The organism is Tardiphaga sp., from assembly GCF_025356345.1.
Classification (GTDB): Bacteria; Pseudomonadota; Alphaproteobacteria; order Rhizobiales; family Xanthobacteraceae; genus Tardiphaga.
On record NZ_JANXTC010000154.1, the window covers coordinates 17,987 to 40,402 of the forward strand.

Genomic DNA, 22,416 nt, shown 5'->3' on the forward strand with positions numbered 1-22,416 from the left:
GACGCGCGCCTTACTTTTTCACAGCCTTCGGCAACGCCTTCGCCGGCGTCGGCGTTTTCTTCTGCGCCGGTGTGCTGTCGGCGGCCGTGTTGATATCCGCGATCAGCTTGGCGATACGCGCGGCATTGCTGCCGAGGTCGCCCTCGAAATAGCGCGACGACGATCGGATATCGACGCGTGAGCCTTCGCCGTCCGCCGTCACCCGGATCGTGACGTCCTCGCGAAATCCCATGATCGGCGTTCGCGCCACCGCCTCGATGCGGCCGACCAGGCGCGGCGGCTGCGGCGGGCGCTCGTCGATGATCAGCCACTTCCGCTTGGTGACGATGGCATGGGTCAGATCATAGGCGCGCTGCACTGGCACGTCCAAATCGACCGGCTCGATGTCGGGATAGGCGGCGCGCTGCAGTTCGGCGGAATACAGTCCGGCATAGACAGCGGAGTTAGCGCCGTCGCCATTGCGCAGCCGGGCCAGCGCCTCGAAGCGTGGCGGGTCGATCGGGTCGGTGGTGATGTCATGGATCGCAGGCAGCTTGCGGGACCGCAGCCCGAGATAGCCCGGGTAGGCGAGGATCACGATGTCCAGCATCAGTGCCAGCAGGATCAGGCTCATGCCGCGCGAACCGTTGCGCCAGATCGCAATGAAGCCGCACAAAGCCACCAGGATCGAAAGCCCGGCAAAACCAAGCGCGCCAAAAAACGTCATCAGCGCCGGTTTGACGTCGAGAAAGCCGAACCGCACGATGAAGATCGAGACGAGGGCTGCGATAGCGGCGAACACCGCCAGCCGCCGCGCCCACAGCGCCAGGCTGGACACCGGCTCCGACTGGTAGGCGGCGGAAAACCTGCGGGCCATGGTGGATTTCTGTCGAATTCGAGGTCAGCGGGGCGCGGGGCCGGGCGGCAATCCCTGTTTGAGACCATGAAGGCGCCGGAAATTCAAGGGACTTTGGCGGGCTGCCGGCATCGTCTAAGAAGGGCACGCTGGCCTGCAACCTCTCCGCATTCCAAGAAAGAGGTGAAGGCCGCAGGGAGCTGCCATGCTGACCGAAACCGCCGATTACGACAGCCTCTACCGCGATTTCCGCTGGCAGGTGCCGGCGCGCTTCAACATCGCGACGTCAGCCTGCGACCGCCATGCCGACGGCTCTGGGCGCCTGGCGCTGATCTATGTCGACGAGGATGGCGCCACCTCCCGCTTCTCCTTCGACCAGATGCAGTCCTTCTCGCGCCGTTTCGCGAATGTGCTCGCGGCCGACGGCCTCTTGCGCGGCGACCGGGTTGCGGTGTTCCTGTCGCAATCGGTGGAATTGCCGGTGGTGCATCTCGCCGCGTTCCGCTCGGGCCTGGTCTCGGTGCCGCTGTTCACTCTGTTCGGCCAGGACGCGCTGCAATTCCGGCTCGAAAATTCCGGCGCCCGTGCGGTGGTCACCGACGCCTCGGGCTGGGAGAAGCTGCGAAAGATCCGCGACCGGCTACCTGACCTCGCGCAGGTCTATGTCATCGCCGGCACCCCACCGGCTGGCACGCAATCGTTCTGGACGGCGATCAACGCCGCCTCGGAAGACTTCTGCACCGTCGACACCTCCTGCGACGATCCCGCCATCATCATCTACACTTCCGGTACGACGGGAAATCCCAAGGGCGCGCTGCATGCGCACCGGGTGCTGCTCGGCCATCTGCCCAATGTCGAGATGGTGCACGGCTTCTTCCCGAAACCGGACGATATCTACTGGACGCCGGCCGATTGGGCGTGGATCGGCGGGTTGTTCGACGCGCTGTTTCCGGCCTGGTATTTTGGCGTGCCCGTGGTCGGGCACCGTGCGAAAAAGTTCGATCCGGCCGCGGCGATGCAGCTGATGGCGGACCACCATGTGCGCAACGTGTTCCTGCCGCCGACCGCGCTGAAACTGATGCGCCAGGCCGACGTCAAACATCCCGGGGTGAAGCTGCGCAGCATGCTGACCGGCGGCGAGTCACTCGGCGCGGAACTGCTCGGTTGGGTGCGCTCGACCTTCGGCATCGACGCCCACGAGATCTATGGCCAGACCGAATGCAACCTGGTGATCGGCAACAATTCGGCGCTGTTTGCGATCCGGCCGGGCTCGATGGGCCGGCCGACGCCGGGGTTCGACGTCCGCATCGTCGACGAGCAGGGCGCAGAACTGCCGCGCGGCGAGCGCGGTATCGTCGGCGTGCGCCAGCCCAATCCCTGCACCATGCTGGAGTACTGGAGAAATCCGCAAGGCACCGTGAAGAAATTCGCCGGCGATTTCCTGCTCACCGGCGATCTCGGCGTGCAGGATGAGGATGGCTACTTCTGGTATGTCAGCCGCGAGGATGATGTGATCACGTCAGCCGGCTATCGTATCGGCCCGTCGGAAATCGAGCATACGCTGCTGAAACATCCCGCGGTCGCCAATGCCGCGGTGGTCGGCATCCCTGATCCGATCCGCACCGAGGCGATCAAGGCGTGGATCGTGCTGCGCCCGGGTTTTTCGCCCGATGACGCGCTGGCCCGCGAAATCCAGGATTTCGTCAAGGTTCAGCTCGCCGCGCATGAATATCCCCGCCACGTGCAGTTCGCCGAAACCCTGCCAATGACGGCGACGGGAAAAGTGTTGCGCCGGGAACTGCGCGCGCTGGGATAGGGCGCTGCTTCGTTACGCCGCCCGTACTTCCCGCAAAAATGTATCGACCTGGGTCTTCAGGTCGTCGCCGTTGCGCGCGAGATCGGCCGCCGACTCCACGACGCGGGTGGCGGCGATGCCAGTTTCGCGAGCGGCTTGATCGACGCCCACAATGTTCTCGGAGACCTCGCTGGTGCCGCGCGCGGCCTCGGCGACATTGCGGGCGATCTCCAAGGTAGCTGCGCCCTGCTGCTCGACCGCGGCGGCGATCGCGCTGGCGATCTCGCTGACCCGTCCGATCGTTGAGGTAATGCCGAGGATCGAGCCGACCGATGACCGGGTGGCGTCCTGGATCGCGCCGACCTGCGCCGAGATTTCGTCGGTTGCCCGCGAGGTCTGGGTTGCCAGCGCCTTGACCTCGGAGGCAACCACGGCGAAGCCGCGTCCGGCTTCACCGGCGCGCGCGGCCTCGATGGTCGCGTTAAGCGCCAGCAAGTTGGTCTGCGCCGCGATTTCGCTGATCAGCTTGACCACGTCACCGATTTTCTGCGCGGCTTCGGCGAGACTCTGGACTTCCGAATAGGTGGTGTTGGCTTGGGAGACGGCATCGCTGGCTATGCGGGCGGATTCGTTGACCTGCTGGGCGATCTCGCGGATCGAGGCGTTGAGTTGTTCGACGGCGGCCGCGACCGCCTGCGCGCTCTGCGTCGATTCGCCGGACGCCGCGGCGACGGCCGCGGTCTGGCGGGTGGCCTCCACGGCAGTGGTAGCCATCGTGTGCGCGGTGCTGCGCAACTCGCCGGCCGCTGAGCCGACGGCGCCGACGACGCTGCCGACGCCATTTTCAAAACGGCTGGCAAGCGCGTTCATGGTGTCGCGGCGCTCCAGCAGGGCCCGTTCCCGCTGTTGCTCCTGACCGGCGCGCATCTGCTCGGTCTCGATCAGGCCGTTCTTGAAAATCTCGACGGCGCCGGCCATCGAGCCGATCTCGTCCTGGCGGCCAGCGCCGGGCACTGCGATCGTGTGATGGCCGGCTGCGATGTCCCGCATCGCCGAGTCGAGCGCCTTGATCGGGCGGGCCATGCCGCGGCCCAGCAGGGTGGCGATGGCGCCGGCGAGCAACAAGACGCAGACCGATGCGACAGCCAGCCAGGTCATCGATGTGGTGGTCAGGGTACGATAGGCGCTGGAATCACGGACGATCTCGAACACCGCGACCGGGTCGCCGGAGAAGTTGCTGATCCGGCCGAAGCTGGTCGCGGAAGCGCGCCCGTTGAGTTCGCCGTGCTGGATGACGAGTTCTCCCGCCAGCGCGCGGCGGATCACGGCCGGGTCGGTCGCGGTGCCGGAGTAGGTCGATGCCAGCGTCTTGGCACGCTCGCCATCGAGCTGGTGGATGGCGACATCGACCTTGAAGCGGGCCTTCATGCTCTCGACAAAGCCGTTGCCAAACGGCGCACCGACATCAGCGACGCCGATCAGGGTGTCGCCTTCGATGACCGGCGCCGAGCCGAACACGTTGAGCACATCGCGTCCGGCTTCGATGCCGCCGAAAGATTTACGCGCACCTATCGCCTGTGCGAGCGTCTTGCGCCGCGTGGTCATATCGTCATCGAACACCATCGGATTGTGAATGCGCGCGAAAGCGATGCCCGGGGGTAATGCGATAGTCACAAGTTCAAGTCCGCGGAGCTTCAGACTCTGATAGGGCAGGGCGAGCAAGGCCAGCGTGGCCGCGCGATCCCGTGCGCGCATCGCGTCTTTCAACTGCGGCATCGCAGCCAGCGTCTCCGCGACCGACAATGTCGTGCGGGTCTCGGCATTCAGCGCGGCGGTCAAGTTGAGATAGTCATTCTGTAGTTCGCGCTCCAGCGCGGTTTCTACAATGGACTGTTGCTGCCACATGCTGAAGGCGGCGATGACACCGCAAGCACCTGCCGCTACCAGCGTGATCGCAAAAATCATGCGGGCTGAAATGGATTTCAGTGCGTGCATCGGTGTGCCCCTCGGCCGCGAGGCTCGTTGTGTCGCGCGGCTTGTTCCCTGCTCAAGCCATAGGGAATTCCCGTGAAGGAGCTGTTAATCATGGTGAAATGGCGCGGTGCCGCGACCTGAGTGGTATTTATTGCCACCTGATAAAGGCCACTCCGCGGGTCGCGCCGTCAGAGCTCCGGAGAGATGACGCTAGCCTCTGATGTCGTGCCGCCAGGCTTCGTCGCGGCCGCGGGGCGATCCAGACAGCGGGCAACGTGCGACAGTAGCACCGCGGATTTGAACGGCTTCCGCAGGCTGCAGAACGCGCCAAGCCGGGTCGACATCGACAGAAAATCCGGTAATCGCGCATTCTTCGTTGAAAAAGCATGGCCGGAGATCACGATGATAGGGACGTCGGATCGGTATTCATGCACCCGTTTCATGGTTTCAAGTCCATCCATTCCGGGCATGAAGATATCGACGATCAGCAGGTCAAACCTACCGTCACGAAACACCCGCAGCGCCGAAGGGCCATCGCCCGCGCAGGTGACTTCGTGGTTGTCGCGTTCGAGCAGCAGTTTGACGATGATTTGGACGGCCTTGTCGTCGTCGATAATCAGAATGCTCGCCATGGCCAATCCTCCGGATGGCGCGTTTTGGTAGCGGGGCGAACGCCAAGGCCCCATCGCCGGTGCGGAACCGGTCGGCGGATGCGCGCTATATACTTTGCTTATCAGTGCCGCTGCGATTGTGTGATTCGCTGCTCAAAAATGCTCAGCCAAAAAGTATGACAAAGTCACTTGGCAATTACCGCTGTCCGCCGCCTAGGCGTCCTCGCGCCGGATCTGCGGCTTGTCGTTAAGGACAGCGTTGAGCAGTGAGTTGTGCACTTCAATCTTACCATTGTAGCTGATGAATCCCAGCTTGCGGAACTTGTTCATAAAAAAGCTGACCCGTGACCGTGTTGTTCCAATCATCTCCGCCAGCGTCTCTTGACTGAGTTCGACCGCGATCGGTTGGGTAACACCTTCCTTGCCAAAATTGGCGAGAATGAGCAGCAAGCGAGCCAGCCGCTTTTCACTCGAGTTGAATAGCTGATCGATCAAGTCTTCCTCAACCCGGGAGTTACGAGTCAGGAGGTAGGCCATGAAGAGTTCGGAGAAGGCGGGCTCGTTATACAAGGTCGACATCATCGCAGCGGTCGTGATCGAGGTGATCACGCAGTCCTCAAGCGCCGTGGTCGTGGCGATGCGAAGCGGATGGCCATTCAGGCAGCCCTCGCCAAAGAACTGTCCAGCTTCCAGGATGCCAACGACGGCTTCCTTGCCCTGCTCGGACAGAACCGTGAGCTTGACCCTGCCTTTCTGGATATAAAATACCGACGTCGCCGTCTCGCCCTGACAGAAAATGTTCTGGTGCTTTTTGTATTCGCTGATCGTCTTTCCTTGTCCCACTCGCGCGAGAAAAGCTTTCGGATCGAAGGTATCCTTAAGGGCTGTGCCCACTGCCAATGACCTTTTGTTTATATCACAACATCCTAGCGTTATGTCCGGTATAGCACAAAGACATTCTTGGTTGTGTCGCCCCGTTGTCGTTGGAAAAGTGCCGGGGCGAGGCAACAAAAAAGAGCTCCGTCGGGGGGCGACGGAGCTCTTAACGCGCCCGGCAGACAAATGGGGCAAAATGCCAACCTTGACGCGACTTGGCAGGAGAAAATTATTCTCGTCCCGCTCTTGGATGAACTGCCCGTCGATTCAGCCTTACGCTGCGATACAGAGGCGGCGGACCCTGATCGCTGGCATTCAAACCCGAGCAAATTCATCGGTTACAGGGTGCAGCAGAGGCCAGTTATCGTCTGTCCAATTTTGATCAACCCATAATAAAACATACCGCGTCTCGATGATATTCTTGATGGAGCAATCGAGATTGATTTCGTCGAAATCCGTCGTTTTGGTTTGCGCGTTCACCGCGCTGAAACTAGTTGCGCCCATCCTACGAACGCGATGCAACATGCGGGTTGTCGAGTATTATGATCGAGCAGGATTTCGCCCTCGAATTGCGAGAGCTAACAAAACATTACGATCGCCCGGCGGTCGACGGCCTCAACCTTACGGTGCGTCGTGGCGAGTTCTACGCGCTGCTCGGTGCCAACGGCGCCGGCAAGACCACGACATTGCGAATGGTCGCCGGCCTGCTGCGGCCCGACGCCGGATCGGTCCGTATATTGGGGATCGATGCGCTCGGCGATCCCGTGGCGGCGAAGCAGATCACCGCGTGGGTTTCAGATGAACCGATGATCTACGACAAGTTGACCCCGCTCGAATATCTTGAATTCGTCGCCGGACTGTGGGGCTGTGACGCCAGGGCGGCAGAGCGGATGGCGCACGAGCTGCTGACATCTCTCGGCCTCGCAGCGCATTGGCACGAGCGTTGCGAAGGATTTTCTAAAGGCATGCGGCAAAAGGTAGCGCTGGCGGGCGCCCTGATCCACGAGCCACGCCTGATCATTCTCGATGAACCGCTGACCGGCCTCGACGCGGTCTCCGCGCGTCACGTCAAGGGTCTGTTGCAGGCGCGGGTCAGCGCTGGCTGCACCGTGATCATGACCACGCACATCCTCGAAGTCGCCGAGCGGATGGCAGATCGTATCGGGGTGATCTCGGCGGGACGGTTGATTGCCGAAGGCACGCTCGGGGAATTGCGCCAGCAGAACGGGCAAGGCGATACCAGCCTTGAGGACATGTTCGTGGCGCTGGTGGAGACTGCGCCGGTAGCGGCATGACTACGTCAGTGTCCGTGACCTGGTTTGCCCGCCATGAAATCCGGCTCGCGTGGCGCGAATTGCTGGGCATGCTGACCGCCGGCCGGCGCTGGCGCGCGCGCAGCGCCTCGATTGTGATGGTATTGTTTTTCGCGTTCCTGCATCTGCCGGCCTACGCGGTGGTCGGCCGCTTTGCCGAAGTGGAAATGCCGATTGAGCAGTCGACGCTGATTATCATGAGCGTCAGTTTGTTTCTCGCCTGGGCACTGATGCTCTCGCAGGCGATCGAATCGGTGACCCGGGTGTTTTATGCGCGGGCCGATCTCGACCGCATCATGTCCTCGCCGGTGCCTTTGACCAATGTCTTCTCGGTACGCATCGCCGCGATCGCCTTGACGGTTACGATCATGGCAATGCTGCTGGCGACGCCGTTCATCGACGTGCTGGTGCTCGGCGGCGGCGTACGCTGGTTCGTGGCCTATGCGGTGGTCATTGTCATCGGCCTGTCGGCGGCGGCGGTCGCCATTGCGGTGACGGTCGGGCTGTTTCAGCTTTGTGGTCCCGTCAGGACGCGCGCGGTGGCGCAGATTATCTCCGCCGTCACCGGCGCCGGCTTTGTGATCGCATTGCAGGTGGCGGCGATCCTGTCCTATGGCACGCTGTCACGCTTCGCAGTCTTGACGTCGGATGCCACGGCCGCCTTTGCGCCGGCCGATGACAGCGTGGTGTGGTGGCCGGCGCGGGCCATGCTTGGCGATATTGGGGCGCTGCTGCCGCTGCTGGCTGGCAGCCTGCTGCTGCTTGGCGTTACCATGGCGATCTTCGCGCCGCGCTTCAGCAATTATGTTGCCCGCGTGCTGCCGAAAACGAATATCCACAGGGCGACCAAACCTGCGCCGTTTCGCAGCGGATCACGTCAGGCGGCTCTGCGCCGCAAGGAATTCCGTCTGCTGTGGCGCGATCCGTGGCTGATGTCGCAGACCCTGATGCAGTTGCTGTATCTGCTGCCGCCGGCGCTGATGCTGTGGAACAGTTTCGGCGAGGGGGTTGGGGCTTTCATCGTGCTGGCGCCGGTGATCGTGATGGCGGCCGGGCAATTGGCGGGCGGGCTGGCCTGGCTGACCATCTCCGGCGAAGACGCGGCCGATCTGGTAGCAACCGCGCCGCTCCCGGAAGCCTCGGTCACACAGGCCAAGATCGAGGTAGTCCTGATTCTGATTGGAATTGTGCTCGCGCCACTGATCGTGGCGCTGGCGCTGGTCTCGCTGCGACTCGCAGCAGTAACCGCGGCAACCGCGATCATCGCGGCCGCCTCCGCGACCTCGATCCAACTCTGGTTCCGCGTGCAGGCGCGCCGCAGCCATTTCCGCCGGCGGCAAACTTCTTCCCGCATCGCGACGTTTGCGGAGGCCTTCGCCTCGATCGGTTGGGCGGCTACCGCCGCGCTCGCGCTGGTGGTGCCGGTCGCGGCGGCGGTGGCAGCGCTGATGACGGCGTCGGTGATCGCACTGGCCTGGAAACTCAGCCCGACACGGTTATGATAGCGGCCTCAGTCCGCCGGCTCAATTTATAAAACCGCGCTGGGGATGGCAAAGCCCGCTTTGCAATCCGCGGACTTTCGTTCGTTGGACACCGCGGTCTGGCCGGAGCCGGGCATCACGGATAGTGGATCGCATTATAATGGCGGACTGTATTAAGCCACCATCGAGATCGGAGCGACGGCAGGCGCATCCTCGTCGGTGATCTCGTCCGTGATCACCTTGAACCTCGCCAGTGGCGCCGGGCCAAAGGCGGTCGAGATTGCAACGTCGGCTGCATCCCGGCCGCGCGCCATGACAATACGTCCGATCCGCGGATGGTTGTGGCGGGCATCGAGCGTATACCATTGGCCATCGAGAAAGACTTCGAACCAGGCACTGAAATCCATCGGCGCCGGATCGATCGGAACGCCAATGTCGCCGAGATAGCCGGTGCAATAACGCGCGGGAATATTCATGCAACGGCATAATGTCACGGCGAGGTGCGCGAAGTCGCGGCACACGCCGATGCGTTCTTCATGACCTTCCCATGCGGTGCGGTCGTTGCGGGCGTGGTGATAGCCGAACTCGATACGCTCATGCGTGTAATCGGCGATCGCCTGCACCCGCTGCCATCCGGCGGGCACGTCGCCGAACATCGACCACGCCAGTTCTGACAATTTCTGGGTATCGCAATAGCGGCTGCCCAGCAGATAGACGAGCACATCATCGGGCAGCTGCGCGATCGGCGTCTGATGCGCATGGGATACAACAGCATCAGCAAGCCCGCTGTCCGAAATCAGAAACTGATTGTGGATTTCGATCACGCCGGGCGGGGCAATGATCCGCGTGCAGGTGTTGCCGAACATGTCGAGGTAGTCGCGCGCCTGGACGTCCTGGGCGAAGGTGATCCGATGAGGGGTTTGTAGGTCCTTGGCCCGCGAGGGGTGGATGCTGAGCATCAGGATCATGGGCGTTTCCTGAAAGCACTGGAACGCGATGTCGTATCCTGCCCGGATCTGCACTGCCGATCTCCATGTTCTGCAAATCGAATTAACGTTGCCAGATAAGTGTAGTGGCTGGACTTCGTTCCCGAAGACAGGAGGGTGAAAGTGCGGAAATTATGGGCCTTGTGCTGTAGCTCGAAGCAGATCGTCCCGGCCCTTTCGGGCCGGGACGATCATTCCGTGAACGCGCTCACAAGAGGGGACTAGTCTTTAAGCGACAGCAGCAGCAGCGAACGCCCGGTGACCTGGTATACATGGCCAAACGGAAAGTCCTCGCCAGTGGGCTTGTCGAGCATGTTGGTATCGACCAGTAATTCCCAGGCGGCCCCGGCGGCTGCCTCCGGCATCGTGAAGTCGACCAGTCCCTCGAAACCGTTCAGGACCATCAGCATGGTCTGGTCTTCGCCCCGCTTACGGATACCCGTCTTCTGGGCACGGCCGTCCAGCAACATGCCGAAGCATTTCATGTTGCCATCCGACCAGTGCTCATCCTGCATCTCGCCGCCATTGGCGTTGATCCAGGTCACATCCTTGACGTCGAGATGCGGGTCATGCTGGCCAGTCAGGAAGCGACTACGGCGCAGAATCGGATAGTCATTGACCAGCCGGATCAGCCGTTTGGTGAATCCAAGCAGATCCTTGCCGTCATCATCGAGCTTCCAGTTGAACCAGGAGATTTCACTGTCCTGGCAGTAGGCATTGTTGTTGCCGTTCTGGGTGCGGCCGAATTCGTCGCCGCCGAGCAGCATCGGCGTGCCCTGGGAAAACAGCAGCGATGCCAGCATGTTGCGCTTCTGCCGGTTGCGTAGCGCCAGCACCTCCTTGTCGTCGGTCGGGCCTTCGACGCCGCAATTCCAGGAGCCATTATTGGAGCTGCCGTCCTTGCCGTCTTCGCCGTTGGCTTCGTTGTGCTTGTCGTTGTAGCTGGCCCAGTCGTTCAGCGTGAAGCCGTCATGGGCGGTCACAAAATTGACGCAAGACCAGGCGCGCCGGCCATGATGGTTGAACATGTCGGCCGAGGCCGACAGCCGCGGCGCCAGCGCCGCCACCGAGGCCTCGCCACGCCAGAAATCGCGCATCGTATCGCGGAACTTGTCGTTCCATTCCGCCCAACCGGGCGGAAAGCCGCCGACCTGATAGCCGCCGGGGCCGATGTCCCATGGTTCGGCGATCAGCTTGACGGTGGTGAGCAACGGATCCTGATCGACCGCCTTGAGGAAACCGCTCTGCTCGTCGAAGCCATAGACTTCGCGCGCCAGAATGGTGCCGAGATCGAAGCGGAAGCCATCGATATGCATTTCGCGCACCCAGTAACGCAAGCTGTCATTGACCATCTGGATGACGCGGGCATGCGACAGGTTGACCGTATTTCCCGTGCCGGTGTCGTTGATGTAATGGCGCTTCTTGTCCGGCATCAGCCGGTAGTAGCTGGCATTGTCGATGCCCTTGAACGACAGCGTCGGTCCCAGTTCATTGCCTTCGGCCGTATGGTTGTAGACCACGTCGAGGATCACTTCGAGGCCGGCGGCATGCAATTTTGCGACCATCTCCTTGAACTCGCGCAGCGAGTTCGGGACGTCGGACGCATAGCGTGGGTCGGGCGCGAAGAAGCCGATCGAGTTGTAACCCCAGTAATTCGTCAGCTTTTTTTCGAGCAGATAATCATCATTGATGAAAGTGTGGATCGGTAGCAACTCTATTGAGCTGACGCCGAGCTCTTTCAGATAGTTGACCGACGCATCGCTGCCGAAGCCGGCATAGGTGCCGCGCAGCGCCTCGGGCACGTCGGGATGCTGTTTGGTAAAGCCCTTGACGTGGACTTCGTAGACGATGGTCTGGTCCCATGGCACGTTTTGCCGGCCGGCCTCTCCGGTCCAGTCGAAATTCTTGTCGACCACGACGCATTTCGGCATGAATGGCGCGCTGTCGCGCTCGTCGAACGTGGTATCGTCGCCGGTCTCCATCTTGTAGCCGAACACGGCCGGATTCCATTCCAGCTGTCCGGCATGGGCGCGGGCATAGGGATCGAGCAGCAGCTTGTTGGGATTGAAGCGATGGCCGTTCTCCGGCTCATAGGGCCCGTGGACGCGGTATCCATAGAAGGTGCCGGGGACGACATCGGGAAGATAGCCGTGAAAGACCTCGTCGGTATATTCCGGAAGTTCGATGCGGGTCTCGGTGTCGCCCTCAAACAGGCAGATTTCAACCTTGGTGGCATTGCCAGAAAACAGCGCAAAGTTGGTGCCGCTCCCGTCCCAATGCGCGCCCAAGGGATAGGGTAGGCCTTCTTCGACTGTTCTATTGGTCACGATTGCCCCGCTGATTGGAAAAGCCCGAAATCAAATTCGCTCTATAACTATCTGCGCGCCAATACGTTGCAGTGCAGCGTCACGCTTTTGGAAGTTATTTTCATATTTTCATCGCACCCGCTGGATTTCAATACCGTGTTCCGCGGTGGAACGCGCTGCTGGGTGGGACATTGTCCGCGGCCTGCGACCCATGATGAGCCCGATGCTGGAGTGTCGTCCATGATAGAGTTTTTTCCATACCGGCGGATCGCGCTATTGGGCGCACCGGTCGAGGTCGGAGCCTCGCAGCGCGGCACCCTGATGGGTCCGGCGGCGATGCGCACCGCCGGGCTCGGCACGCTGTTGCAGGAGCTCGGTTTCGCGGTTGAGGATCACGGCGACCTGGCGTTGCTGGACGCGTATCCGTCGATTGACATTCCGCCGGAAAATGCGAGGCACTACCGCGATATCCAGCGATGGATTCAGGCGCTGAGCGCGCGGGCCTACGCCCTGGCGCAGACCGGGGTACTGCCAATCTTTCTGGGCGGCGATCACAGCCTGTCGATGGGATCGGTCAATGGCATCGCCCGGCATTGGCATAAAAAGGGGCGCGAACTGTTCGTGCTGTGGCTGGATGCCCATGCCGACTACAATACGCCGGCTACTACCATCACCGGCAACATGCACGGCATGTCAGCGGCCTTTCTGTGCGGTGAGCCCGGGCTCGACGGTCTGCTCGGTGCCGAGCCGCGGGCTTCGATTACGCCCGCCCATCTCGATCTGTTCGGCATCCGCTCGATCGACCGGCTCGAGAAGGAGCTGGTACGCGAGCGACGGATCGCAGTCGCCGACATGCGGCAGATCGACGAATTCGGTGTCAGCGTGCTGATCCGCCGCGTGATCGAACGAGTCAGGGCGCGCAACGGCGTGCTGCATGTCTCCTTCGATGTCGACTTCCTCGATCCGGCGACGGCGCCGGGCGTCGGCACCCTGGTGCCCGGCGGCGCCACCTATCGCGAAGCGCATCTGATCATGGAGCTTTTGCACGATTCTGGACTGCTGTGCTCGCTCGATGTAGTCGAGCTCAACCCGTTCCTTGACGAGCGCGGCCGAACCGCCCGCGTGATGGTCGAACTGGTCGGCAGCCTGTTCGGCCAGCAGATTACAGATAGCCCGATGCCGAGCAATGCGATCCTGCCGCCGCGGTAATTTTCTGAATTATTCGCTTCTTCGGGACGATGGCAGCAGTGGCGGGAATATTGCGGAACTATCCCCGCGATACCGACTTTCCTAACAGATAGTTCATCCTCACAGGAGCACGCAGATGATCAAGCAGTTCGCAATCATGGCCGTTGCTGCGGCCGCCATTACGAGTGCAATTCCCGCCAAGGCCCAGGAAATCGGTGTTGGCGTCGGTCCCGGCGGCGTCACCGTGGGGGCTGTGCGCGGCGATCGGTATCGCGATCCGGACCGCGACTATTACCGCGATCGCCGAGATCGGGGAGATACCGTCGTGATCAAGCGCCGGGATCGTGACCGGGACTATGATCGCGGTGAGCGTCGCTCGGTTGTCATCGAGCGCGATTAGTCTGAGCCACGATGAAAAGCGGCCTTCCCGGGGGAGGCCGCTTTTTGTGTGGGTAAATATTCGCATGCGATACTGGTTTAATACTCGAACATGAATTCCGCAGCGACAGTGTGGTGGCAGGCCGGTACGATCTATCAGATCTACCCGCGCTCGTTTCAGGATTCCAATGGTGATGGGGTCGGAGATCTTGCCGGCATCATTGGCCGGCTGCCTTATTTGCGTCAGCTCGGCATCGATGCGATCTGGCTGTCGCCGATCTTTCCCTCGCCAATGGCGGATTTTGGTTACGATATTTCGGACTATCTCGGCATCGATCCGCTGTTCGGCAGCCCGGCAGATTTCGACGCGCTGGTCGTCGCCGCGCATGATCTGGGGCTCAAGCTGATTCTTGATCTGGTGCCGAACCATACGTCGGACCAGCATCCGTGGTTCATCGAGAGCCGCGCTTCGCGGCACAATCCCAAACGCGACTGGTATATCTGGCGCGACCCCAAGCCCGATGGTAGCGCGCCCACCAACTGGATGTCGGAATTCGGCGGCAGCGCATGGCAATATCACGAGCCGACGCAGCAATATTATTACCATGCGTTTCTTGACAGGCAGCCGGACCTGAATTGGCGGAATCCGGCAGTTCGCGCGGCGATCTACGACGTGATGCGATTCTGGATGCGCCGCGGCGTCGATGGCTTTCGCGTCGATGTGATCTGGCACTTGATCAAGGACGACGAATTTCGCGATAACCCGGCCAATCCCGGTTACGGCGTCGGGCGTCCGCCGCATGAATCGGTGCTGCCGCTGTATTCGACCGACCGGCCGGAGGCGCTTGATGTGGTGGCTGAGATGCGCCGCGTGGTCGACGAGTTCGACGATCGCGTGCTGATCGGAGAGGTCTATCTGCCGGTCGAACGGCTGGTAGCCTATTACGGCCGTGACCTGTCGGGCGCGCATCTGCCGTTCAATTTCGCACTGCTGTCGGCGCCGTGGAATGCGGCCCAGATCGGTGAAATGATCGCGCATTACGAGGCGGCGTTGCCGCTCGGCGCCTGGCCTAACTGGGTGCTTGGCAATCATGACCGGCCGCGCATCGCCAGCCGCGTCGGCGAGGCCCAGGCGCGGGTCGCAGCGATGCTGCTGCTGACCCTGCGCGGCACGCCGACGCTGTATTACGGCGACGAACTCGGCATGAAGCAGCTCGCGATTCCGCCTGACCGCGTGCGGGATCCATTCGAGAAGAACGTACCCGGCCTCGGTGTCGGCCGCGACGGCTGCCGCACCCCGATGCAATGGGGCGCCACGGAAAGGGCGGGATTCTCGACCGGCGAGCCGTGGCTGCCGCTCGCGGAAGATTATCTCACGCAGAATGCGTCGACGCTGGCGGCTGATCCGCATTCCATTCTCAGCCTGTATGTTCAACTGATCGACCTGCGGAGGCGATCGCCGGAATTGATCTTCGGCAATTATCGTCCGGTCGCGACCTCCGGCAGCCTGCTGGCCTATCAACGCGCCTATGACGGGCAGACGTTACTGATCGTGCTCAATCTTGGCGCCGATCCGGCCTCGCTTCATGTCGAGGCCGGCGAAATCCTGCTCGGAACGCAGCTCGACCGTCGCCACGAGAATGTCTCCGGCGCGCTGGAGCTGCGCGGCGACGAGGGGGTGATCGTGCGGCTGCGGATCGAGCCAGCATCCTGAAGCGCCGCCATCAGGCACGCGCTCAGGCTATCTGGATCAGTGCGAGCGCGCCAGGCAGAACGCGACGACCTGTTCGAGCGCGGTCTTCATCGGCGATGACGGAAACAGCGCCAGCGCGTCGACGGCCATCGCGCCGTAATGGTGGGCGCGGCTGATCGTGTCCTCCAGCGCGCGATGCTTGGTCATCAGGCCGATGGCGTGATCGAGATCGCCGTCCTCGATCTCGCCGCGCTCCAGCACCTTGCTCCAGAACGCGCGCTCGGCATCGTTGCCGCGGCGAAACGCCAGCACCACCGGCAGGGTGATCTTGCCCTCCCGAAAATCATCGCCGACATTCTTGCCGAGCTTGGCGGCCTTGCCACCATAGTCGAGCACGTCGTCGACCAGCTGAAAGGCGATGCCGAGATTCATCCCGACGGAGCGGCAGGCGGTCTGCTCGGCCTTCGGCCGGTTGGCGATCACCGGGCCGACTTCGCAGGCGGCGGCGAACAGCTCGGCGGTCTTGCCGCGGATCACGGCGAGATATTCGTCTTCGGTGGTGGCGGTGTTCTTCGCGGCGGCGAGCTGCATCACCTCGCCCTCGGCGATGGTCGCGGCGGCGGAGGAGAGAATGTCGAGCGCCCGCAAGGAGCCAACTTCGACCATCATGCGGAACGCCTGGCCGAGCAGGAAGTCGCCGACCAGAACGCTGGCCTCGTTACCCCACAGCATCCGCGCCGACAGCTTGCCGCGGCGCAGTTCGCTCTGGTCGACCACGTCGTCATGCAGCAGGGTCGCGGTATGCATGAATTCGACGGAAGCGGCGAGCTTGATATGGCCTTCGCCGGTATAACCGGTGAGATTGGCCATCGCCAGCGTCAGCATCGGCCGCAGTCTTTTGCCGCCTGAGGAAATCAGATGGTTGGCGACTTCCGGGATCATGGTCACTTCCGAGCCGGTGCGCGACAGGATGGTCGCATTGACGCGCTCCATATCGGTCGCGACAAGGCCCACCAGTTGATCTATCGATGCTGTCGAGGGGCTCTCGAAGGGAACAATCACCGCCACGCTTAAGTCTCCGGGTTCGTGAGCGCAATCAGGCAACCGCGGGCCGGTCGCACCAGAAGACGCTTATGGTCAAATAGGGCGGATTCAGGTTGAAAACAGGTGTCTTCACCGGCTGAATGGATATCGGCCGCACAATAGAAACTGCGAGCGGACGCGGCAAGGGCATCGGCCCTCGGGCTGGTCCCGGACATTTGACGGCAAACCGGTACGGGAGCGATCTGAAGTGCGCGAATTGCTGCGAACCAATGATGTGGTGCTGGTGTCGGCGGTGGGAGCGCTGCTTGATGGCGCCGATCTCCATTATCTCGTGCTGGACCAGAACATGAGCATCCTCGAGGGCTCGGCCGGGGTGATCCCGCGCCGGATTCTGGTGCATGAGGATGACGCCCGGGAAGCCCGGCAGGTGCTGACCGATGCGGGCCTCGCCCATGAGCTGCGGCTCGATGACTGAGACCGAGGACACTACGGAGGATGCCTTCCTCGGCGGCCAATTGCGGTTGCGGCAGCCGAAAACAGGCCACCGGGCCGGCCACGATGCGATTCTGCTGGCGGCGGCCACGTCCGCGCGGCCCGGCGCGCGGGTGGTGGATTTCGGCGCCGGAATCGGTACCGCCGGGCTGGCCCTGGCCCGTCGCGTCGATGGTATCGCGCTCACGCTGGTGGAGATCGATCCGCGGCTGGCCGGACTGGCGCGCGCGAATGCGGCGGCCAACGATCTGGCGGTCGATGTGATCACGCTTGATATTACCGCCAGCGCCGGGGCCTTTGTCGCGGCGGCACTGCCGCCCGACAGCGCCGACATCGTGTTGATGAATCCGCCGTTCAATGATCCTGCCCGTCACCGCGCCTCGCCGGACAAATCGCGGGAAATCGCTCACGTGGCTACGGCGGCGACCCTGCAAAGCTGGGTTCACGCGGCGCGGAGATTACTGAAGTCGGGCGGCGTGCTGATGCTGATCTGGCGGGCCGATGCAATCGCCGATGTGCTCGCGACGCTCGATCGCGGCTTCGGCAGCTTCGCGATCCTGCCGGTGCATGGCGACCCGGCGGCGCCGGCGATCCGAATCCTGGTGCGGGCTGTGAAAGGCGGGCGCGCGCCCGCGGCACTTTGGACGGCGCTGAACTTGCGGGATGCGGCAGGAGCGCCGGATCCCTATATCGGAAAGGTGCTGGCGGGCCAGGCTCAGCTGCCCTGGGCATCGCTATGAAAAAGCCGGTTACCGCGGCTGGGTTTCGGAGCGCTTTTGCGGCGTTGAGGTGAAATGTATCGCAGTAAGCAATGTGCCGATAATCAGCATCAAAAGATAAATCTTCATGTCTTTCTCCGCTGGGGGCGCTTCGGCCTGTTGAAATTGCAACGCTGTTAACGTCACCCGGTTCAATGACACCCGCGTGATAAAATACGGTTAATTCCGAGGAAATCTAAATGATCAAATCCAACTTCTTGATGCGGCTATTGCCGGCGCGGTTTGTCCGAAATGCGGCAGTGGTGCCGGTGGTGCGACTTTCCGGCGTCATTGGCGCGGCGACACCGTTACGGCCTGGCCTGTCGCTCGCCGGCGTTGCAAAAACACTGGAGCGCGCCTTCGCCACCAAGAATGCCAAGGCGGTGGCGCTGGTGATCAATTCGCCTGGCGGGTCGCCGGTGCAATCGCGGCAGATCTATCTGCGGATTCGCGCGCTGGCTGACGAGAAGAAACTGCCGGTGCTGGTGTTCGTCGAGGATGTCGCGGCGTCGGGCGGTTATATGATCGCCTGTGCCGGTGATGAGATCTTTGTCGATCCGTCCTCGATCGTCGGCTCGATCGGCGTGGTTGGCGGTACTTTCGGCTTTACCGAACTGATCAGGAAGATCGGCGTCGAGCGCAGGCTCTACACAGCGGGCGAACACAAGGCGACGCTGGACCCTTTTCTGCCGGAAAATCCGGACGACGTGGCCCGCATCAAGGCGCTGCAACGGGAAATCCACGCCATCTTTATCGCTTTGGTGAAGGGCAGCCGCGGCGCCCGGCTGAAAGGCGCCGAGGACGCGCTGTTCTCCGGCGAATACTGGGCCGGCGAGAGTTCGATCGCGCTGGGCCTCGCCGATGCCGTGGGCGACCTGCGCTCGGTGCTGCGTGCCCGCTTTGGCGACAAGGTGCAGACGCCGGTGATCTCACAGCCGACCGGCCTGCTGTCCGGCCTGCTGGGCCGCAAATCGGGCGCCGGCTCACAACTCGCGCTGGATGGTCTGTCAGGTCTGCCCGAGCAGTTGATCTCGGCGATGGAAACGCGGGCGATCTGGGCCAAATACGGCTTCTGAAGCCGGGATTCACGGTGTCTGGTCCCGTAAAAGTCAATTGCGGGACGGTTGGGCTTGGGCGACACTGGCGCCAGCAAAGGGTGAGTCATGACCGACAAGGATCGCGCAATGCCGCCGCTGGTCGCCATCGCGGGCGCTCTCGGGAGCGCCGCCATTATTCGCTGGGCCTACCGGACCGCGAAACGCATCAATCACGATCTGGATGAGGCGCGGTTGGCGCGGGTCAGCGAACAGGCCGATCCGGCCGAAGTCCGCACCCTGCGCCGTGATCCCGCCACCGGCGCCTATCGGCCGGGGTAAACCTTTCGGCCGTCATTGCGAGCGAAACGAAGCAATCGAGAAGCGCGGGCTGGATTGCTTCGTCGCAAGCGCTCCTCGGAATGACGTGGAGAGGTCCTTCAACTCAACCCACGCAAAAATGGCCTCCAACATGTTTGCGCCGGTCTGAGGATGGGGCACCATCCTCGAAACCGGCGAGCAAACGTTGGAAGCCTGGGCAAAACTTGGAGGTCTTGTGGTTCCGGCAGTTCGGCGTGTTGGTCGCGCTGCCATTCAAAAGGATAACCGGCAGCGGCCAAGTTCGTTCCGCACTCACGCCAAGTTAAAAGCCAATTCCTAACACCGCCCAGCCGCAACCGTCCGGTCGTCGACCATGGTTACCGCCGGGTTAACGTGATCCGATCCAGCGCACTGCCTTGATTCCCGGAGGCCCGGCCGATACGGTCCGCGCGCCCTGACGCCGGCGACTCCAGCCCATTGACCGAGATCGTGACCCCAACGTGACCCAAGACGTGACCGTGGATTCCTTGCCCCCTCATATGCGCCCGGAACGTTCGTTCCAGGGCTTCATCCTGGCGCTGCAACGCTTCTGGGCGGATCAAGGCTGCGTGATCTTGCAGCCCTATGACATGGAAATGGGGGCGGGCACCTTCCATCCAGCCACCACTTTGCGCGCGCTGGGGCCGAAACCCTGGAAGGCCGCCTATGTGCAGCCCTCGCGGCGGCCGAAAGACGGCCGCTATGGCGAGAACCCCAACCGTCTGCAGCATTATTATCAGTTTCAGGTGATCATCAAGCCGTCGCCGCCGGACCTGCAGGATCTCTATCTGCGTTCGCTGCGGGCGATCGGCATCGACACCGCGCTGCACGACGTTCGCTTCGTCGAGGACGACTGGGAGAGCCCGACTCTGGGCGCCTGGGGGCTCGGCTGGGAGTGCTGGTGCGACGGTATGGAAGTCAGCCAGTTCACCTATTTCCAGCAGGTCGCGGGCGTCGAATGCGCGCCGGTGGCCGGCGAACTCACTTACGGCCTCGAGCGGCTGGCGATGTATGTGCAGGGCGTCGACAATGTCTACGACCTCAACTTCAACGGCCGCGACGGCGCCGACAAGGTGACCTATGGCGACGTCTTCCTGCAGGCCGAGCAGGAATATTCCCGGCATAATTTCGAACATTCCGACGCCGACATGCTGTTCAGGCAGTTCGTAATGGCGGAACAGGCCTGCAAGAAATATCTCGATGCCGGCTGGCGCGATGGCAAGAAGGAAGCGCATTTGATGGCGCTGCCGGCCTATGACCAGTGCATCAAGGCCAGTCATGTCTTCAATTTGCTCGACGCCCGTGGCGTGATCTCGGTCACCGAACGCCAGAGCTATATCGGCCGCGTCCGCGACCTCGCCAAAGCCTGCGGCGAAGCTTGGATCCACACCGAGGCGGGCGGCGCTTCGTGATACAGTTGCTGTTGCGAACTACACGTGAAACGCCGACGTTCCAGCTCCCCTCCCCCCGTCTTCGGCGGGGAGGGGCCGGGGGTGGGGGGACGATGCCAGATCGTACGCCACGGCCAGTCGACAAGCGTGTGCGCCGCGCGCGCGCGCTTCGCCGCGACCCGACCGAGGCCGAAAAGAAGCTCTGGATCCATCTCAGGGACATCTTTCCAGGCAAGTCGCACTCTCGACGGCAGGTCACGATAGGTTGGTATTTCGCCGACTTCGCCTGCCATCAAACGAAAATTGTGATTGAGGTCGATGGTGGCCAGCGCGCCGGTAGCCTGAGCGACGAGCGTCGTACGGCCTATCTCGGGTCGCGTGGATATCGCGTTCTTCGCTTCTGGAATAACGACGTGCTGAGCAACATCGAAGGCGTGCTGGAATCGATTTGCGGCAGCATCGGCGTTGATGGCAGCCCCCCACCCCCGTCCCCTCCCCGCCGAAGGCGGGGGGAGGGGAGCAACAGCGATTCAAATCTTTCCTCGGCGCGACGAGGCCGAGAGGAAACTTAAAATGCCCGATCTCCTGCTCGAATTGTTCTCCGAAGAAATCCCCGCGCGCATGCAGGCCAAGGCAGCGGAGGATCTGCGCCGCATGGTCACCGACCGGCTGGTCGCCGAGGGCCTCGTCTATGAAGGCGCCAAGGCGTTTGCGACGCCGCGGCGGTTGACGCTGACGGTGCACGGCATTCCGGCCCGGCAGTCGGACCTCAAGCAGGAGCGCAAGGGGCCGCGGGTCGGCGGCGCCGAGGCCGCGATCGCCGGCTTTCTGAAAGCCACCGGCCTCGCCTCGCTGGACGAAGCAAAGATCCAGCGCGATCCGAAGGGCGATTTCTATATCGCGCTGACCGAAAAACCCGGCAAGCCGACGGTCGATGTGCTGGCGGAGATCCTGCCGCTGATCATCCGCACCTTTCCGTGGCCGAAATCGATGCGCTGGGGCACGGCCTCGGCGAAATCCAGCGCGCTGCAATGGGTGCGGCCGCTGCATTCCATCGTCGCCACCTTCGGCATCGATACCGAAGAACCGGAAGTGGTGCCGTTTGAACTCAACGGCATCAGCTCGGGCCAGACCACGCGCGGCCATCGCTTCATGGCACCGGCGGAAATCGCGGTGCGCCGCTTCGACGACTACGTGGCCAAATTATACGCGGCCAAGGTCGTGCTCGATCCCGCGCGGCGCCGCGACATCATCCTCGCCGAGGCCAGGACCCTTTGTGAGGCGCAGAATCTGGCGCTGGTGGAGGATGCCGTGTTGCTCGACGAGGTGTCCGGACTGGTCGAGTGGCCGGTGGTGCTGATGGGCTCGTTCGACGAGGCCTTTCTCACCATCCCCGGCGAGGTGATCCGCGCCACCATCCGCAACAACCAGAAGTGCTTTGTGGTCAGCGACCCCGCGACCGGAAAGCTCACCAACAAGTTCGTGCTGACCGCCAATATCGAGGCGAGCGACGGCGGCCTCGCGATCGTCGCCGGCAATGAGCGGGTGATCCGCGCACGGTTGTCGGACGCCAAATTCTTTTATGAGAGCGATTTGAAGACGCGGCTGGAAGACCGGCTGCCGAAATTCGACAATATCGTGTTTCACGAAAAGCTCGGCACCCAGGCGGAGCGCATCGCGCGCATCGGGCGCCTTGCCGCCGAGATCGCGCCGCTGGTCGGCGCCGATGTCGAGAAGACAAAACGCGCGGCGCTGCTGGCGAAGGCCGATCTGGTGACCGAGACGGTCGGCGAATTCCCCGAGCTGCAGGGCCTGATGGGCAAGTACTATGCGCTGGCGCAGGGCGAAGACGTCTCGGTGGCCGCTGCGAGCGAAGAGCACTACAAGCCGCAGGGCCCGGC

20 protein-coding genes are annotated in these 22,416 nt (G+C 62.4%); 13 read left to right on the forward strand and 7 right to left on the reverse strand.

Features of this window, described 5'->3' with window-relative positions; translation table 11 throughout:
* Positions 1-10 precede the first annotated feature (10 nt).
* A complete protein-coding gene (locus Q0S16_RS09115; protein WP_295847277.1) occupies positions 11-856 on the reverse strand; it encodes a DUF1499 domain-containing protein in 846 nt (281 codons plus the stop codon).
* Between the two features lie 184 nt (positions 857-1,040).
* Here Q0S16_RS09115 and Q0S16_RS09120 point away from each other — a divergent pair, with 184 nt between their 5' ends.
* Positions 1,041-2,651, forward strand: a complete 1,611-nt coding sequence (locus Q0S16_RS09120) for an acyl-CoA synthetase (RefSeq protein WP_295847280.1) — start codon at positions 1,041-1,043, stop codon at positions 2,649-2,651.
* Between the two features lie 12 nt (positions 2,652-2,663).
* On the opposite strand, the gene Q0S16_RS09125 is transcribed toward Q0S16_RS09120, so the two are convergent.
* The 3 genes from Q0S16_RS09125 to Q0S16_RS09135 all read right to left on the reverse strand — a co-directional run bounded on the left by Q0S16_RS09125 (position 2,664) and on the right by Q0S16_RS09135 (position 6,109).
* Positions 2,664-4,625 (reverse strand): methyl-accepting chemotaxis protein, encoded by a 1,962-nt coding sequence (locus Q0S16_RS09125; protein WP_295847299.1) that lies wholly within the window; start codon positions 4,623-4,625, stop codon positions 2,664-2,666.
* A 167-nt stretch (positions 4,626-4,792) separates the two neighbouring features.
* Positions 4,793-5,236: a response regulator gene (locus Q0S16_RS09130; protein ID WP_295847304.1), complete on the reverse strand. Its 444-nt coding sequence runs from the start codon at positions 5,234-5,236 to the stop codon at positions 4,793-4,795.
* A 192-nt stretch (positions 5,237-5,428) separates the two neighbouring features.
* Complete coding sequence (locus Q0S16_RS09135; RefSeq protein ID WP_295847311.1) at positions 5,429-6,109, reverse strand: Crp/Fnr family transcriptional regulator; 681 nt, start codon at positions 6,107-6,109, stop codon at positions 5,429-5,431.
* 524 nt (positions 6,110-6,633) lie between these two features.
* Here Q0S16_RS09135 and Q0S16_RS09140 point away from each other — a divergent pair.
* Positions 6,634-7,386 carry an ABC transporter ATP-binding protein gene (locus Q0S16_RS09140; RefSeq protein ID WP_295847318.1) on the forward strand — a complete coding sequence of 251 codons (753 nt, stop codon included), beginning with the start codon at positions 6,634-6,636 and terminating at the stop codon, positions 7,384-7,386.
* A complete protein-coding gene (locus tag Q0S16_RS09145; protein WP_295847322.1) occupies positions 7,383-8,906 on the forward strand; it encodes a permease in 1,524 nt (507 codons plus the stop codon). Before Q0S16_RS09140 ends, Q0S16_RS09145 begins: the two co-directional genes overlap by 4 nt.
* 152 nt (positions 8,907-9,058) lie before the next feature.
* On the opposite strand, the gene Q0S16_RS09150 is transcribed toward Q0S16_RS09145, so the two are convergent.
* Positions 9,059-9,907: a transglutaminase family protein gene (locus Q0S16_RS09150; protein ID WP_295847323.1), complete on the reverse strand. Its 849-nt coding sequence runs from the start codon at positions 9,905-9,907 to the stop codon at positions 9,059-9,061.
* Positions 9,908-10,092: 185 nt separating this feature from the next.
* The gene (gene glgX / locus Q0S16_RS09155; RefSeq protein WP_295847329.1) at positions 10,093-12,198 is read right to left on the reverse strand and encodes a glycogen debranching protein GlgX; all 2,106 of its coding nucleotides are present in this window, start codon (positions 12,196-12,198) and stop codon (positions 10,093-10,095) included.
* A gap of 219 nt (positions 12,199-12,417) precedes the next feature.
* Here glgX and rocF point away from each other — a divergent pair, with 219 nt between their 5' ends.
* The 3 genes from rocF (at position 12,418) to Q0S16_RS09170 (ending at position 15,457) form a co-directional block, all read left to right on the forward strand.
* The gene (rocF, locus tag Q0S16_RS09160; protein ID WP_295847338.1) at positions 12,418-13,386 is read left to right on the forward strand and encodes an arginase; all 969 of its coding nucleotides are present in this window, start codon (positions 12,418-12,420) and stop codon (positions 13,384-13,386) included.
* Between the two features lie 115 nt (positions 13,387-13,501).
* Positions 13,502-13,765, forward strand: a complete 264-nt coding sequence (locus tag Q0S16_RS09165; protein WP_295847344.1) for a hypothetical protein — start codon at positions 13,502-13,504, stop codon at positions 13,763-13,765.
* A gap of 90 nt (positions 13,766-13,855) precedes the next feature.
* Positions 13,856-15,457 (forward strand): alpha-amylase family glycosyl hydrolase, encoded by a 1,602-nt coding sequence (locus tag Q0S16_RS09170; RefSeq protein ID WP_295847347.1) that lies wholly within the window; start codon positions 13,856-13,858, stop codon positions 15,455-15,457.
* A 36-nt stretch (positions 15,458-15,493) separates the two neighbouring features.
* On the opposite strand, the gene Q0S16_RS09175 is transcribed toward Q0S16_RS09170, so the two are convergent.
* Positions 15,494-16,504, reverse strand: a complete 1,011-nt coding sequence (locus tag Q0S16_RS09175; protein ID WP_295847349.1) for a polyprenyl synthetase family protein — start codon at positions 16,502-16,504, stop codon at positions 15,494-15,496.
* Between the two features lie 223 nt (positions 16,505-16,727).
* On the opposite strand from Q0S16_RS09175, the gene Q0S16_RS09180 reads away from it, so the two are divergent.
* From Q0S16_RS09180 to glyS, 7 genes are all read left to right on the forward strand, one after another.
* The gene (locus tag Q0S16_RS09180; protein ID WP_295847352.1) at positions 16,728-16,955 is read left to right on the forward strand and encodes a DUF2007 domain-containing protein; all 228 of its coding nucleotides are present in this window, start codon (positions 16,728-16,730) and stop codon (positions 16,953-16,955) included.
* The gene (locus Q0S16_RS09185) at positions 16,948-17,712 is read left to right on the forward strand and encodes a methyltransferase (protein WP_295847353.1); all 765 of its coding nucleotides are present in this window, start codon (positions 16,948-16,950) and stop codon (positions 17,710-17,712) included. Before Q0S16_RS09180 ends, Q0S16_RS09185 begins: the two co-directional genes overlap by 8 nt.
* A gap of 218 nt (positions 17,713-17,930) precedes the next feature.
* Positions 17,931-18,806 carry a S49 family peptidase gene (locus tag Q0S16_RS09190; protein ID WP_295847358.1) on the forward strand — a complete coding sequence of 292 codons (876 nt, stop codon included), beginning with the start codon at positions 17,931-17,933 and terminating at the stop codon, positions 18,804-18,806.
* 108 nt (positions 18,807-18,914) lie between these two features.
* Positions 18,915-19,106, forward strand: a complete 192-nt coding sequence (locus Q0S16_RS09195) for a hypothetical protein (RefSeq protein WP_295847369.1) — start codon at positions 18,915-18,917, stop codon at positions 19,104-19,106.
* Positions 19,107-19,603: 497 nt separating this feature from the next.
* Entirely contained in the window at positions 19,604-20,536 is a 933-nt protein-coding gene (locus Q0S16_RS09200) for a glycine--tRNA ligase subunit alpha (protein WP_295847360.1), read from the forward strand.
* A gap of 92 nt (positions 20,537-20,628) precedes the next feature.
* Complete coding sequence (locus tag Q0S16_RS09205; protein WP_295847362.1) at positions 20,629-21,087, forward strand: endonuclease domain-containing protein; 459 nt, start codon at positions 20,629-20,631, stop codon at positions 21,085-21,087.
* Between the two features lies 1 nt (position 21,088).
* A partial coding sequence (gene glyS / locus Q0S16_RS09210) for a glycine--tRNA ligase subunit beta (RefSeq protein WP_295847366.1) occupies positions 21,089-22,416 on the forward strand: 1,328 nt, incomplete at its 3' end.

What these genes read in the sequence shown, in the direction of transcription:
- Q0S16_RS09115 (WP_295847277.1), bottom strand. Translation starts at nt 856, where the DNA reads ATGGCCCGCAGGTTTTCCGCCGCCTACCAGTCGGAGCCGGTGTCCAGC.
- Q0S16_RS09120 (WP_295847280.1), top strand. Translation starts at nt 1,041, where the DNA reads ATGCTGACCGAAACCGCCGATTACGACAGCCTCTACCGCGATTTCCGC.
- Q0S16_RS09125 (WP_295847299.1), bottom strand. Translation starts at nt 4,625, where the DNA reads ATGCACGCACTGAAATCCATTTCAGCCCGCATGATTTTTGCGATCACG.
- Q0S16_RS09130 (WP_295847304.1), bottom strand. Translation starts at nt 5,236, where the DNA reads ATGGCGAGCATTCTGATTATCGACGACGACAAGGCCGTCCAAATCATC.
- Q0S16_RS09140 (WP_295847318.1), top strand. Translation starts at nt 6,634, where the DNA reads ATGATCGAGCAGGATTTCGCCCTCGAATTGCGAGAGCTAACAAAACAT.
- Q0S16_RS09145 (WP_295847322.1), top strand. Translation starts at nt 7,383, where the DNA reads ATGACTACGTCAGTGTCCGTGACCTGGTTTGCCCGCCATGAAATCCGG.
- rocF (WP_295847338.1), top strand. Translation starts at nt 12,418, where the DNA reads ATGATAGAGTTTTTTCCATACCGGCGGATCGCGCTATTGGGCGCACCG.
- Q0S16_RS09165 (WP_295847344.1), top strand. Translation starts at nt 13,502, where the DNA reads ATGATCAAGCAGTTCGCAATCATGGCCGTTGCTGCGGCCGCCATTACG.
- Q0S16_RS09170 (WP_295847347.1), top strand. Translation starts at nt 13,856, where the DNA reads ATGAATTCCGCAGCGACAGTGTGGTGGCAGGCCGGTACGATCTATCAG.
- Q0S16_RS09185 (WP_295847353.1), top strand. Translation starts at nt 16,948, where the DNA reads ATGACTGAGACCGAGGACACTACGGAGGATGCCTTCCTCGGCGGCCAA.
- Q0S16_RS09190 (WP_295847358.1), top strand. Translation starts at nt 17,931, where the DNA reads ATGATCAAATCCAACTTCTTGATGCGGCTATTGCCGGCGCGGTTTGTC.
- Q0S16_RS09195 (WP_295847369.1), top strand. Translation starts at nt 18,915, where the DNA reads ATGCCGCCGCTGGTCGCCATCGCGGGCGCTCTCGGGAGCGCCGCCATT.
- Q0S16_RS09205 (WP_295847362.1), top strand. Translation starts at nt 20,629, where the DNA reads ATGCCAGATCGTACGCCACGGCCAGTCGACAAGCGTGTGCGCCGCGCG.